Origin of the sequence: Zhenhengia yiwuensis (assembly GCF_014384995.1) — a bacterium.
GTDB lineage: Bacteria > Bacillota > Clostridia > Lachnospirales > Cellulosilyticaceae > Zhenhengia > Zhenhengia yiwuensis.
In genome coordinates this window covers 51,112-66,407 of the sequence record NZ_JACRSY010000011.1, presented here as the reverse complement: position 1 = coordinate 66,407, position 15,296 = coordinate 51,112, and the positions used below count along the sequence as shown (strand labels likewise).

Here is a 15,296-nt window from a genome sequence, read left to right as displayed (position 1 = left end):
ATTGAGGAGGCACATCATGATAGATGCAAGTTTAAAGAGTAGAATATTAGATACAACGCCAGGCAAATATTTTTATGGAAGACTTGTAAAAAAACATACTAAATATACTTTGCAAATATATGAAAGTAATACAGAAGAAGAATTTTGGTGCAATAGAACACTAGGTGAAATACATCTTTTTAAAGCTATAAATAGAGATTGGGACTATTGCTTACAAGAAACCATAGCATCAGGAGAATATACAGAAGCTCAATTTTCTATTAAGAAGCTTTCGGATGACGAGTTCGTGATATGGGTATATGATTTTGAAAATAGGATACTATTAGAAGCGCAAAATGAACTCAAAAAGCAACAATCCTTATTAGAAATTTTTATAGATTCTATTCCGGATATTATTTTTTATAAGGACGTTAATAAAACTTACATAACATGTAATAAGGCATTAGCAAACTTAATCAATAAAGATAAAGATTATATCATAGGTAAAAAGGATTCAGAGATAGATATTCTTGTATTACAGGCTCATAAATATAAAGAGTTTGACCAAAAAGTCATAGAATCCAAGGCAGGTATTGCTATAGAGGAAAAGATTTTTTTGCCATCTGGTGATGCACGTATTATGGAGTCCCTAAAAGTACCATTTTGGTCAGCAGATAATCATTTACTAGGCATCATAGGCATATGTAGAGATATTACAGAAAAAAGGAGAGCAGAAGAAAAAATTATCCATAGTGAAAAGCGTTTTAAGCAAGTCTTTGATAATATATCAGATGCTATTATGATTATAGAAGAAGGAAAGGTTATAGAGGTCAATGATGCCTATGAGCAAATTTATGGTGAGAGCTATAAGAAACTCCATGAAGATATAGAAATGAACTATATATTAGATAAAGTATATAAGGAAGATTTAGCAAAGATACAGCCGATAAATTATAATGAACCTTTTCAAGCAAAAGGAAGAATTTTACGTGGAGACGGTAAAGAAAGATGGATTAATATGAAGTATGAAGCTATGCCAGATGGATGCTGGATACTGGTAGTAACTGATATTACGTCTCAAGTACAAAAAGAACGGGAACTCGAGAATTTAAGAAATGAATTTTTTGCTAATCTTTCTCATGAGTTTAAAACACCTGTTAACTTAATACATAGTGCCTTGCAGTTATTAAGGGTAAATTTTAAGAGAATGCAGTTAGATGAAAAAGATTACAGTAAATGTTTTGATATTTGTAATCAAAATATTTCACGGCTTTTAAAACTTATTTCTAATTTAATTGATTCCACTAAAATTGACTCTGGTTATTTTAAATATAATCCTCAAAATTATAATGTAGTGAGTGTGATAGAAGATACTGCCCTATCAGTGCTGGCTTATTGTGAGCAAAACCATATAGAAATGATTTTTGATACGGAGATGGAAGAGAAGATACTTTATTTTGATTTAGAGCTTATGGAGCGTATTATTTTGAATTTACTCTCTAATGCTATTAAATATAGCAAAGGTACTCAGCTATTCGTTACGGTTAAGCAAGGTGAGGATAATGTTCTAATTATAGTAGAAGATAACGGAGTAGGCATACCAAAAGATTATTTAGATAATATTTTTGAAAAGTTTAGCCAAGTGAATAATCGTTTTACTAAAGTAGGAGAAGGCAGTGGATTAGGTTTGTATCTTGTAAAATCTTTTATTAACATGCATAATGGTGAGATTTTTGTGCAAAGTGAATTAGGTAAAGGAACTCGTTTTATTATAAGCTTACCAGATATACAGGGACCAGATGAACCTATTTATTCTAGCTTATATAGTAAAATGGAGTTTGTTGAACGTACTAAATTTGAGTTTTCAGATTTAATATAGTTTAAGTTAAAGGATTTTAGAAAGGATAGACTATATGCAAGAAGTAACAACCAAAGAGCAGATTCAGGATGAGCTTAATGGGCATGAAATGGTAGTACTCTATTTTACCGGAAGTACATGTGGAGCCTGTCAGGCGATTCGTAGCAAGTTAGAAGCTATGCTTAGGACGTATCCTTATGTGAAAGGGATAGAGGTAAATGGAATGAAGTGGCCTCATATTGCAGCAGACTATGGCGTATTTACTTTACCTATATTTATTTTATTTGTTAGAGCCAAAGAAGTGGTAAGAGAAAGTAAACATGTAAATCTTTTAAATTTTGAGGAAAGAATTTTACGTTATCAATCTATGTTAGAAGAATAGGTGATAGAAGATGTATGAGACATTAAATTTAAGAATATAATTTTGTATCAGGATAGAGAAGAGTTGATACAATGAAGGAGTTTCATACAAGCACATGGTATTTGGGGACGGAGATGCCTTATTACAAGAAAGGCATTCCGGAGGAATCACCACCTAAAGGATACTATCCTATTTATGTGAATCATTTAGGTAGGCATGGGTCAAGGTATGTGACAAGTCCTAATCAAGCAGAAGTACTTTATAGTACCTTAGATGAAGCAGATAGCCGAAATCAACTTACCCAATCAGGATGTATACTCAAAAAGCAAATAGGTGATTTTCTTGCTTTATCAGAGGGGAAGTATGGACTTTTGACACCACTTGGCGTAAAGGAAGAGCAGGGTATTGCTAGACGTATGTACGAAAGATTTCCACAGATTTTTGGAAGAGAAGTTAGAGCTGTATCTACCTATGTTACACGTGCTAAGCAAAGTATGGAGGCTTTTTTAGAAGAGCTGGCTAAGTATACGCCTTCTAATAATTTTGTTGCCTTGAGCAATGGTGAGATAGATCCTATTTTAAGATTTTTTGATTTAAACCTAGCTTATTTAAATTATAAAGAAAATGGAAAGTGGAAAGACTCCCTTAGAAAGTTTGAAGAGAGAAAAAATATTTCTATGCCTTTTATGGCACAATTTTTTAAATCAAGTTATAAGCTAAGACAGGAAGAGGCTTTAGAGTTAGGAACAAGTTTATATACCATCTATGCTAATACTTTTAACTTAACAGTAGATTTAGGGATAAATAGATATTTTGATGATAAAATACTTTATTATTATTGGGAAAATGCAAATCTAAGAAATTTCTTAGAAAAAGGTCCCAGTTATAGAGGAGAAGATTTACCTACCAATATTGCTTTTGCACTTTTAGAAGACTTTCTAAAGACTTCAGAGCAGGCCGTGCAAACAGGAAATGTATCTGCTGATTTAAGGTTTGCACATGCTGAAACACTTATTCCTTTTGCAAGTTTGCTAAAGTTATGTTGCTGCTCTAAGCAGACTGATCATATAAGCAAAGTGGCCAAGATTTGGTGTGATAGTCAGGTAGCACCTATGGCAGGTAATATACAATGGATTTTTTATAAGTCTTCGCATCAAGGGACTATTTTAGTGAAAATGCTTTATAATGAGGAGGTTATGACTCTCCCTATTCGGCCTTATTGTAAACCTTATTATTTATGGGAGGATGTCAAAGCTTTCTATTGGTATGTGATTAGTAAGCTTCAGATACCCCAAGTAGGTAGTATTACAGAACAAGTAAAGTATTATACTGTAAGGTAAAGGAGAAGAAAAAACGTTTGTGAAAAAAGAAGATTTAAAAAAGAATAAATTACTCAAAAAGCAGCTACAGAAAATAGAGAAGAAAGAAACTAAGATATTGGAGAAAAAGGAATTTAAGTTTGTAAAAGAAAAAATTGCACCTATTCAAGAAAAGATAGAAGAGAAAATTCCAAAGAAGCTTGAACGGACCTTAGAAGCTGCTTTTGAATCCGGTTTTAAGCTAGTATTTGAAAAGGGTATAGGCGTTATAGAGAAAAGCTATAATAAGGAAGATAAACGTGCGGCTTTTGATATTAAGCATTATGCTGTGCAAAGGCAAATGAGTCATAAAAATATTAATAAAATAGATAAGAGTGCTAGTAAGGGTATTTTACTTAATCAGTTACTTACTACAGTAGAAGGTGGTGTGTTAGGGGTACTTGGTATAGGATTGCCAGATATTCCGCTCCTTATAGGTATGCTACTTAAAAATATTTATGAAATTAGTTTATCCTATGGTTTTGACTATACAGAAGATAAGGAGAAGCTTTATATTCTTTACTTAATTTGTGCAGGGGTTACCAAAGAAGAAGTGCAGGCTATGTACAATAGGCATCTAGATGAAATTACAAAAGGTGACGAACAGAGGCTAAAGGACACGCAGCATTTAGATTCTGTTATTAAAGAAACTGCACATTGCTTGGCAGAAGCTATGCTTATAGCTAAATTTATACAAGGATTACCTGTTGTAGGTGTCGTAGGTGGCTTTTCTAATTTTACCATTATGAAAGATATTAGTGAGATGGCGAAAGTAAAGTACAAAAAGCGCTATTTAAAAGAAAAACTCATAAATTAAAAACCTTAGGTCATAAAACTTTTAGGTAGGATTAAATTATCTTTCAAAGGATGTAGAGCTTATACGTATTGAAGCATTTAGCTAGAGGGTAACATAAAGCTGATCTTTAGGAAGTAGGAAGGGGGTGTAAAAGCAAGGAAAAAGCAAGAAAAAAGTCCTAGAAAGATAAGATTTTTTTGCTATAATAAGAGTATCATTAAAATAAAATAACTTCGGTAGGTGAGGCTACCGTAGGGATATGGATTGTTACCGCGAAATAGTGGAGACACTATGAGTTGGTCAGCAGGAGATGTCGAAACCAAGGCATAACCTAACACAATTTCACCGCCCTACGATGCTAAAGCTTGAACGATGAGATTAGTAAGGATACCCCTCTTTGTCATTGTGATGCTTTGGCAAAGGGGTTTTTTTATGTGCATTTGTCTTAAGGAGGTGAGGAAAATGGAAGCAGGAAGTAGTAGTATAGGCACGGGATCGGATAATGGTAGGAGAACGATTCCATTTTCCTGCCGTACAATTTTAAAACTGAATATTTAGCTATTTAAATAACTGAGTTATCGGATTTCGTGTCTTTCCAAATCTAAATTTATTTCAAGAAAATGATTGGAGGATAAAGACATGAAAAAAAGCATTTTAAGAAGACAAAAAGCAAGAATAGTTGATAGACAAGAATTGCAGGCTATTAGCATAAATAAATGGCTATTAAATGTAGCAGGTACAAATAAGGAAATTGTTTTAGAGAACTTTAATACTTCTCTAAATGGACTTGATGAGCTGCAAGTTACAAAACTAAGGGAGGAATGGGGAGATAATAAAATTACTCATGAGCAAAAAAATTCTTTAGCGAAGAGATTTGCAAAAGCATTTATTAATCCCTTTATTATTGTACTATTTGTATTAGCAACGATTTCAGTTTTTACAGATATTATTCTTGCAGGACAAGGAGAAGCAGATTTTACAACAGTAATCATTGTTTTAACTATGGTTACTATTAGTGGTACACTTCGTTTTGTTCAAGAAACAAGGTCAAGTAAAGATGCAGAACAATTAAGTGCAATGGTTAAAATAACTACTTGCGTACAAAGAAAGCGAGTGGGTAAAGTAGAGATACCACTTGAGGAAGTAGTACATGGAGATATTGTGTGTCTATCAGCAGGTGATATGGTACCAGCTGATATGAGAATTATAGAAGCAAAAGATTTATTTATAAGTGAATCAGCCCTTACAGGAGAAAGTGAACCAGTAGAAAAGATAGTAGAGATTAGAAGAGATACACAGTATAAAACACCAATGGAATGTCCTAATTTAGCGTTTATGGGGACAAATGTCATAAGTGGTACAGCTTTAGGTGTTGTAGTAGCTACTGGTGACCATACCCTATTTGGAAATTTATCAAAGGCTATTATTGAAACGAAAACAGAATCTAACTTTGAGCGTGGGGTGAATTCAGTTTCATGGCTTTTAATTAGATTTATGATGATTATGGCACCCGTTGTACTATTTGTAAATGGATTTACAAAAGGTGATTGGATGGAGGCAATACTGTTTGCTCTATCTGTAGCGGTAGGATTAACACCTGAAATGCTACCTATGATTGTTACAACAAGCTTAGCTAAGGGTTCAATTGAAATGGGAAAAAAGAAAACGATTGTAAAAAACCTTAATGCTATTCAAAACTTTGGAGCTATGGATATTTTATGTACAGACAAAACGGGAACCTTGACACAAGATAAAGTGGTTTTAGAATATCATCTTGATATTCATGGCAATGAAGATGAACGCGTTTTAAGACATGCATTTATGAATGCCTATTATCAAACAGGATTAAAGAATTTAATGGATATTGCAATTATTGACTTTGCAGAAAAAATGGGTAAAAAAGATTTATTCACTATTTATAATAAAGTAGATGAAATTCCTTTCGATTTTCAAAGACGTCGTATGAGCGTTGTTTTAGCAGATGAGAAGGGAAAAACTCAGCTTATCACTAAAGGTGCAGTTGAGGAAATGCTGGGTATAAGTGCCTATGCTGAGTATAAAGGAGAAGTTAAAGCACTTACTAAAGAAATTAAAAAAGAAATTTTAGAAACAGTAGCCAAACTTAATGATTCAGGAATGAGGGTTATAGCTGTAGCTCAAAAAACAAATCCATCAGTAGAAGGTGTATTTTCTATTCAAGATGAGTCAGATATGGTTCTTATGGGTTACTTAGCATTTTTAGATCCACCAAAAGAAAGTACTAAGAAGGCTATAGAATCCTTAAAGGAATATGGAGTAGCAGTAAAAGTTTTAACAGGGGATAATGAAAGAGTTACAAAATCTGTTTGTAAACAAGTAGGATTAAGTACAGATAAAATTGTACTTGGTGGAGAGATTGAAATGATGAGTGATGAAGTGTTAGCGCAGGCAGTAGAGAAAAAGAATATCTTTGCTAAGCTTTCACCTCAGCAGAAATCAAGAATTGTAAGAGCTTTAAGAAATAATGGCCATGTTGTTGGCTTTATGGGAGACGGTATTAATGATGCAGCTGCTATGAAGGAGGCAGATGTTGGAATTTCAGTAGATACAGCAGTAGATATTGCTAAAGAATCAGCTGATATTATTCTTTTAGAAAAAGATCTAAATGTGCTGGAAGATGGCGTGATTGAAGGAAGAAAGACCTTTGGTAATATGATTAAGTATATTAAAATGACTGCAAGTTCAAACTTTGGAAATATGTTTTCAGTCTTAGTAGCAAGTGCATTCTTACCATTTCTTCCAATGCGTTCTATTCAGCTTATTGTACTCAATCTTATTTATGATATTTCTTGTATCTCTATACCTTGGGATAACATGGATGAAGATTTTTTAAAGAAACCTAGAAAATGGGATGCTTCATCTATTGGTAAGTTTATGCTATGGATTGGGCCAATCAGTTCAGTATTTGATATTACAACTTATATTTTGATGTTCTTTGTAATTTGTCCAATGGTTTGTGGAGGTTATTATAATGACCCAAGTGTAGATAAAGCCTTATTTATGGCACTTTTTAATGCAGGATGGTTTGTAGAATCTTTATGGTCTCAAACACTTGTTATCCATATGATTCGAACACCTCAAATACCATTTATTCAAAGTAAGGCATCATTGCCAGTAACACTTATTACAACCCTTGCTATATTGGTAGGAACCCTTATTCCTTATACAACAGTAGGAACAGCTCTGGGAATGTATAGGATGCCACCTGTTTATTTTGTATGGTTAATAGGTACTATACTTTGCTATATGATATTAGCCACCTTATTAAAGAAATTGTATGTAAGAAAATATGGTGAATTACTTTAATAGGATGGAGTGAGAAAAATGAATAAAAAAGCTTTAGTAATATCTATAGATCAAAAACTATGTGAATGGATCTACCACCAGCTTAAAGAAGGTAATAACGATATTGAAGCTGCTAATGATTTATTAGAAGGGCTGAGTGGATTAAAGGAAAATGAGTATGGTTCATTAATTATAAATAAGATGGATGTTATGTCTTATGAGGAGGGAAAAGTAGAAAAAATAAAATGTGGTGATTTACTAATAGATGGTGCCAATCGAAGTGTTTATTATAGAGATCAGATCATACAACTTACACCAAAAGAGTTTGATATTCTTTATCTTTTAGCAAGTAATAAAGGGAAAGTTTATTCAAAACATCAGATTTATAATAGTGTCTGGAAAGAGAGCTATACTTTTGATGATAGTAATATTATGGCTCATATAAGAAAGCTAAGAAAAAAGATTGAGCCTAATCCAAAGAATCCTATATTCATACTTACTGTCTGGGGGGTTGGCTATAAATGTAGTAGCAACATAGAGTAGAAAAAACAGTGCTTTTAAAGGGTACAAACCTTATAGATGTTGAAGCTTTTAGCTAGTGGTAGTATAATGCTTATACATCAAAAATATGTAATGAGGAAATAAGATGAATAAAAGAGATACATGGCAGTATCGTATGATATGGTATACCTATAAGCACAAAGCAGTTTTAGTAGAGGAAGTAGAAAGAAGATTTGTGGAGCTTATCCATCAGCTATGTGATGAGCTATGTATACAGGTAGAGCATATAAAGTTAAAACCTGATACATTTTCTTTACTTATTAGCTCAAAAAAACAGCTTAATATTACTAAAATACTTAAAAATATGCAGAAGAAAACCTACAAATCTTTAAGCAAAAAGTTTACTCAGCTTAAAAGTACAGACGGGGATTTGTGGGATAAGACGTATGTAATAACAAGTATAAATCAAAATCCTTCAGAGGTAGACATTAGGATTGAAAAGATTTTTGATCATTTATGGTCAGCAGAGTACTATGATTTAGATGAAGGTGTAACGGATGATCTAGATGTTTTTAAAATGTATTTAGCTCATAGAAACTTAGGTATTATAGATTATGGAGAGAGTGTTTTCTTAGTAGATGTACAGGCACTTAATACAGAGATTAATCTAAATTGTTTTGAGTGTACTAAAATTCATAAGTATGGATGCTGCTCCGGTAGTCCTTGTGATTTAAGTGTTAAAAATAGAAAAATGTTTATACAGCATATGCCTAATATAATAGAAGAAATGAAAAAGTTAGATGAAAGTTACTATAAGAAAGTAGAAGCGTTAGGTGGTTTTTTAGGAGAAAAAGGTTCTATTCGTGAATGTGAGGGACGTTGCTCTTTATTAGTAGAGCATGAAGGGGTATGGAAATGCCTAGCCCATAAGTATGCATTGGAGCAGCATATTCCTAGTTATGACTTGTGCCCTTTATCTTGTTTAATGTATCCCTTAGAAATAATAGAACTAATTACAGATAAGCAGAAAAAAATTATTTTGCTTACTTCAGCTTTGGATGAGGTTTTTGCAAAGGAATATGGTAGATGGGGAAGTTATAAGGATTTGGATGTAGAGCTTAGATGTATTCATAAAGAAGCGCACAATTATATATTTAAGGAAGAAGATTATAGACCAGTTTATCAAGTCAATAAAAATTTACTTATTCATGAATTTGGTCAAGAAGTGTATGAAGGAATAGAAGAAATTATTGATTAGCAAATAACCTAGAACTTAAATAAATTTTTAAGTTTTAGGTTATTTTATTATGAAAAAGTAACCAAGTGATTATAGAAAATAGTAAAAATTCAAACTATATGTATAAGATATTGAATTAAAATAGGGTCTGTTTAACAGTAAAATGAATATAAGTTGATCAAGATAATCGGCTTATTTAAACAATGGGGGTGAAGCTTTTGAGTGATAAATTACTTGTCATGGAGGGAATAGATAAATCATTTCCAGGTGTACGTGCTTTAGATCATTGTAGGTTGGAGTTAAATGCTGGGGAAGTGTTAGCACTCGTAGGTGAAAATGGTGCAGGAAAATCAACGCTTATGAAGATTCTAACAGGTGTCTATACCAAAGATGCAGGAAGAATTATTTATAAGGGAGAAGAAGTAGATATTTCTAGTACAAAAGTTGCACAGGGGCTAGGTATTAGCATTATCCATCAAGAATTGAACTTAGCGCCCCACTTGACTGCTGCTCAAAATATCTTTATAGGAAGAGAATTTATGGGAATGGGAAAGCTGTTTGTAGATGATAAAGTTGCAAACAAAAAGGCACAAGAGATTTTCGATAGGATGAACCTTGACCTAGACCCAAAAGTAAAGGTAGGTACACTAACTGTTGCTAAACAGCAAATGGTAGAGATTGCAAAAGCACTCTCTTTTGAATCTTCTATTTTAATTATGGATGAGCCTACTGCTGCACTGACAGATACAGAAATAGAGGAGCTTTTTAAAATTATTAAAGACTTAAAGGCTAAAGGGGTTGCCATTGTCTATATTTCTCACAGGATGGAAGAATTAAAGAAAATTAGTGACCGTATTACGATTATGCGTGATGGTTGCTATGTAAATACTGTTAATACAAAGGATGTAAGCCTTGATGAAATTATCAGTATGATGGTAGGACGTACTATTTACCATAATCCTAGAGGAAGTAGTAAAAATAGTAAAGGAGAAGTTGTATTAGAGGTCAAAAATCTTAATAGGGGTAAAACTATAAAAGACGTAAGCTTCAAGTTACATAAAGGAGAAATTTTAGGGTTTGCAGGACTTATGGGAGCTGGAAGAACAGAAGTAGCGAGAGCCATATTTGGTGCAGATAAACTAGAGAGTGGTAAAATTTTGATTAAAGGAAAAGAAGTTAAAGTCCGCCAGCCCAAAGATGCTGTAGAACATGGCGTAGGTTATCTTTCAGAAGATAGAAAACGTTATGGACTTACAATTAGTGAAACAGTAGAAGAGAATGTATCTCTTGCCTGTGTAGAGAAGTTTACAAAGTATGGATTTACAAATTTTAAAACCATTACACAGCTTACTAATGACTACATTAATAAATTAGCTATAAAGACACCAAGTAGTAGACAGATAGTAAAAAATCTGTCAGGTGGTAATCAGCAAAAAGTTGTTATTGCAAAATGGCTTTTAAAAGACTGTGATGTACTCATTTTTGATGAACCTACACGTGGAATTGATATTGGTGCTAAGAGTGAAATCTATAATTTACTATCTGAGCTTGTACAGGAAGGAAAGTCTATTATTATGATTTCCTCAGAACTTCCAGAAATATTGCGTATGAGTGATCGTGTCATTGTTATGTGTGAAGGGAGAGTGACAGGTGAACTTGCTATAGAAGACGCTAATCAAGAAAGTATCATGAAATATGCAACGAATAGAGAAAATTAAAGGGGGATTAGGAATGGCCAATTTAAATATACTTGTTAACCAAGAAAAAACTGAAAAAAAAGGATTAGGAAACTTTTTAAATGGTACAGCTGCACAAAAAGTATTAGCGTTTGCCGCACTTATTATTTTATTTATATTCTTTTCATTAGCATCAGAATTCTTTTTAACAGCTAATAATGTTATTTCTATTATATTGGCAACTTGTGTAAATGGTATTTTAGCTTTAGGTGTAACTTTTATCATTATTACTGGAGGGATTGATCTATCATTAGGAACTGTTATGACCTTTTCTTCAGTTATGGCTGCAGTAAGTATTAGTAATTGGGGATTACCACTTTGGGCAGGCTGTATTATTGCCGTTGTAACAGGAGCATTTTGTGGATGTGTTACAGGTACACTTATTTCAAAACTTAAGTTGCCGCCATTTATTGCAACACTTGGGATGATGATGGTAACAAAAGGCTTATCTTTAGTTATCTCAGATGCAGCACCTGTATACTTCCCAGATAAAACACCGGAAAATCCTAGTGCATTTGTATTTAGAGACATTGCTTTAGGAAATGGTATTCAATTTGGTGATGTTGTTATTCCTAATGCAGTATGGATTTTCTTAGCAATGATTGTTATTGCAAGTATTATCTTAAATAAAACGAAACTTGGTCGTTATGATTTTGCAATTGGGAGTAATGAAGAAGCAACAAGATTATCAGGGGTTAACGTTAATGCATGGAAAATTGCTATCTACACACTTGGTGGTGCTTTTGTAGGTATTGCAGGTATTGTTATGGCATCTCGTTTAGGGTCAGCACAACCAGCTCTTGGTCAAGGTTATGAGCTGGATGCAATTGCTGCTGTAGTTATTGGAGGAACTTCTCTTAGTGGTGGTTCTGGAACAATCTTAGGAACAGTTATTGGCGCGTTTATTATGAGTACGCTTACAAATGGTTTAAAGGTTATGGCTGTGCCACAACAGTGGCAGACAGTTATCATTGGTGGGGTACTAATTGTATCTGTATTACTCGACTTAATGCGTAGAAAACAGAAAAACTGATTCTAGATTCTCGAAAGAGGATGAAGAATAGAAGAGTATTTAAACAATAAGGGAGGAAATAGATATGAGAATTAAAAAATTATTAGTATTAGGATTAAGTGTGGCAATGGCTATGGGCGTTATGACAGGATGTTCAACAGATAAGCCAGCTCCAAAAGATGAGCAAAAAACAGAAACCTCTAAACAAGAAGAAAAAACAGAGGAAAAGGTAGAAGAAAAAAACGAAGAGAAAACAGAGGGAGAAGCGGAAATTGTCATTCCAGTCGTATCAAAAGGATTCCAGCATCAATTCTGGCAAGCAGTTAAAATGGGAGCTGAACAAGCAGCTGAAGAGTTAGGTGTAAGCATTACTTTTGAAGGACCAGAAACGGAAGATCAAATTGATAAGCAACTTGAAATGTTACAAGCAGCATTAGCTAAGAATCCACAAGCAATTTGTTTAGCTGCGCTTGATTCAAAAGCAGCTACACCATACCTTGAGCAAGCAGATGCAGCTGGTATTCCTGTAATTGGTTTTGACTCAGGTGTAGATAGCCCTATTGTAAAAACAACGTGTGCTACAGATAACTATGCAGCGGCTGCTGCAGCAGCACATAAAATGGCAGAGCTTATAGGTGGTGAAGGTAAGGTAGGTCTTGTTGTGCATGGTCAAACAAGCCAATCAGCAAAAGATAGACGTGATGGTTTCATGGATACAATGAAAAATGAATATCCAAATATTACAGTATTAGAACCACAATATGGTGATGGAGACCATGCAAAATCAACAGAAGCAGCAAAAGCTATCATTACAGCGAACCCAGATGTTAAAGGGATTTATGGTGCAAACGAAGGATCTGCAGCAGGTGTTATCAACGCTGTAAAAGAACTTAATCAAGTTGGTAAAATTACAATTGTAGGTTTTGATTCAGGTAAAATTATGATTGATGCGATCAATAGTGGTGTTGCAGCAGGTTCTATTACACAAGATCCAGTAGGTATTGGATATAAAGCTGTTGAAGCAGCTTATAAAGCTTATAAAGGTGAAGAAAACCCAGAATTCATTGATACTGGATTCAAATGGTTTGATAAAACCAATATTGATACACCAGAAATCCAAGCTGTTATTTACGAATAAACCGATTCATAAAGGGGTTATTGCATGAGCAATAGCCCTTTTTATATTACAGGAAAGTTTGATTTTGCTATAATATAAAGAAGACTTTATAGGCGTGTCTTATTATAGGGTGCAAAGTAGCTGAAAGTATTGATTGGAAAGAGTAACGATGATATAATCAAATGAAACAATGAAAAACAAATAAAAACAACATAGCATTGTAAAAGTAGGGGGGGAGACATGTTAGCATTAGAGAGGCAACGAAAAATTATAGAACTTATTCAGAGAGAAAAAACAGTTAAAGTTGTACAACTTAGTAAACAGTTTGAAGTAACAGAGGAAACAATTAGAAGAGATTTAGAAAAGCTGGCTAAACAAGGTATTGTCCAAAAAACATATGGTGGTGCACTACTTGTAAGTCGGAGTGAGGAAAAAGAAAAGGATATGGAAGATCCATCCTTTGATCATCGTATAAAAGAAAATGCCACGGGTAAAGAAAAGATAGGAAGGGCTATTGCACGTTTGTTGGGGAATCAGGAGACTATTGCTTTAGATTCAAGTACGACGTGTTTAGAGGTTGCAAAGCAGTTGCCGCAAGATAAGACATTTACCATTATAACAAATAGTGTAAGTGCAATGACTATTCTGAGCCAGTATAAAGGAGTAACGGCTATTTCTACAGGTGGAACACTTAGAAGTACATCTCTCTCCTTAATAGGTCCTACAGCTAAAAGCAATATTTTAAATTATTATGCAGATAAAGCCATTATATCTTGTAAGGGTATTGACCTTAAAAGAGGTGTTATGGAATCTAATGAACTAGAAAAAGAAATAAAGCAAAGCTTCATTGCTGTAGCGAAAGAGGTTATTCTGGCTGTAGACCATGCCAAAATCAATAAGAGTACGATCCATAAATTGATGGAATTAAAAGAAGTAAGTTATATTGTAACAGATGAGCCACTTGATAAAGAGTGGGAAGAAACCTGTGCTAAAAATAAAATCAAAATTATTGTGGCAGAATAAAAATAAGAAATACCACAAAGCAACTTAAATGTATGAAACAAGTTGTTTTGTGGTATTTTTTTTGAATAAAAAAATAAATTTATAATTTAATAAAAATAATATTGAAAAATGTGAGTTGTGGTGGTAGTATAAAACTAATTAAAGGAAAAACAACAAGAAAAAGCATAAAACAAAAAATGGAGGCTAAGTATGTTAGTGAATGAATTTGAAATCAGAAAACAAATGTGTGAAATCGGGCAAAGAGTATACAATAGGGGAATGGTTGCTGCTAATGATGGTAACTTTTCAGTGAGAATTTCACCAAATGAAATTCTTTGTACACCAACAGGAGTAAGCAAAGGATTTATGACACCAAACATGATTTGTAAAGTAGACATGGAGGGTAATGTACTTAAAACAGATGGCATTCATAAACCTTCTTCAGAAATTAAAATGCATCTTAGAGTTTATAAATGTAGACCAGACGTAAATTCAGTTGTACATGCACATCCAATGTATGCTACAGCACATGCAATCTGTGGAACACCTTTAACAAAACAAATTATGCCAGAATCTACAATCTTCCTTGGTGAAGTACCAATAGCACCATATGGTATGCCATCTACGCCAGAGATTCCAGATGCTATTGAACCATTCTTTAGTAGTTATGATGCAGTACTTCTTGAAAATCATGGTGCATTAGCATGGGGTATAGATCTTCTTGGTGCTTACTTCAAAATGGAAGGGTTAGAATTCTATGCACAACTTTCATATATTACACAAATGATGGGTGGACCAAAAGAGCTTCCAGCGCACGAAGTACAAAGACTTGTAGATCTTAGAAAAGGTATGAATCTTCCAGGTAAACATCCATGTATTGATGGCAACCAAGATTGTGGAGGAGCAGAGAAAACAATATGTGCTAGTGTAAAAGCTGAAACAACAAATGATCAAGACTTAATTGCAAAGATTACAAGAGAAGTTATTACGCAACTTAATAAGTAAATAAGGGGGA

At 33.6% G+C, this 15,296-nt stretch carries 12 protein-coding genes and 1 riboswitch; all 12 genes read left to right on the top strand.

Going from position 1 to position 15,296, the window contains the following annotated elements:
* The first annotated feature begins 16 nt into the window (after nt 1–16).
* The 12 genes from H8718_RS08475 (at nt 17) to H8718_RS08420 (ending at nt 15,286) form a co-directional block, all read left to right on the top strand.
* A complete protein-coding gene (locus H8718_RS08475; RefSeq protein ID WP_249332570.1) occupies nt 17–1,858 on the top strand; it encodes a sensor histidine kinase in 1,842 nt (613 codons plus the stop codon).
* A 34-nt stretch (nt 1,859–1,892) separates the two neighbouring features.
* Nucleotides 1,893–2,219, top strand: coding sequence for a thioredoxin family protein (locus H8718_RS08470; protein WP_249332569.1), 327 nt, complete (start codon nt 1,893–1,895; stop codon nt 2,217–2,219).
* Between the two features lie 71 nt (nt 2,220–2,290).
* Complete coding sequence (locus H8718_RS08465; RefSeq protein ID WP_249332568.1) at nt 2,291–3,538, top strand: histidine phosphatase family protein; 1,248 nt, start codon at nt 2,291–2,293, stop codon at nt 3,536–3,538.
* A gap of 19 nt (nt 3,539–3,557) precedes the next feature.
* Complete coding sequence (locus H8718_RS08460) at nt 3,558–4,373, top strand: EcsC family protein (RefSeq protein ID WP_177671592.1); 816 nt, start codon at nt 3,558–3,560, stop codon at nt 4,371–4,373.
* A gap of 204 nt (nt 4,374–4,577) precedes the next feature.
* A riboswitch (M-box (ykoK) riboswitch) is annotated at nt 4,578–4,736 on the top strand.
* Between the two features lie 255 nt (nt 4,737–4,991).
* A complete protein-coding gene (gene mgtA / locus H8718_RS08455) occupies nt 4,992–7,697 on the top strand; it encodes a magnesium-translocating P-type ATPase (protein ID WP_249332567.1) in 2,706 nt (901 codons plus the stop codon).
* An 18-nt stretch (nt 7,698–7,715) separates the two neighbouring features.
* Nucleotides 7,716–8,219 (top strand): response regulator transcription factor, encoded by a 504-nt coding sequence (locus H8718_RS08450; protein WP_249332566.1) that lies wholly within the window; start codon nt 7,716–7,718, stop codon nt 8,217–8,219.
* Between the two features lie 103 nt (nt 8,220–8,322).
* Complete coding sequence (locus H8718_RS08445) at nt 8,323–9,435, top strand: transposase (RefSeq protein WP_249332565.1); 1,113 nt, start codon at nt 8,323–8,325, stop codon at nt 9,433–9,435.
* 182 nt (nt 9,436–9,617) lie between these two features.
* A complete protein-coding gene (locus tag H8718_RS08440) occupies nt 9,618–11,132 on the top strand; it encodes a sugar ABC transporter ATP-binding protein (RefSeq protein ID WP_334299081.1) in 1,515 nt (504 codons plus the stop codon).
* Nucleotides 11,133–11,145: 13 nt separating this feature from the next.
* The gene (locus tag H8718_RS08435; protein WP_177671587.1) at nt 11,146–12,183 is read left to right on the top strand and encodes an ABC transporter permease; all 1,038 of its coding nucleotides are present in this window, start codon (nt 11,146–11,148) and stop codon (nt 12,181–12,183) included.
* A 64-nt stretch (nt 12,184–12,247) separates the two neighbouring features.
* Nucleotides 12,248–13,300 (top strand): ABC transporter substrate-binding protein, encoded by a 1,053-nt coding sequence (locus H8718_RS08430; RefSeq protein WP_249332564.1) that lies wholly within the window; start codon nt 12,248–12,250, stop codon nt 13,298–13,300.
* A gap of 219 nt (nt 13,301–13,519) precedes the next feature.
* Nucleotides 13,520–14,302: a DeoR/GlpR family DNA-binding transcription regulator gene (locus tag H8718_RS08425; protein ID WP_177671586.1), complete on the top strand. Its 783-nt coding sequence runs from the start codon at nt 13,520–13,522 to the stop codon at nt 14,300–14,302.
* Nucleotides 14,303–14,491: 189 nt separating this feature from the next.
* Entirely contained in the window at nt 14,492–15,286 is a 795-nt protein-coding gene (locus H8718_RS08420; RefSeq protein WP_249332563.1) for a class II aldolase/adducin family protein, read from the top strand.
* Nucleotides 15,287–15,296 lie beyond the last annotated feature (10 nt).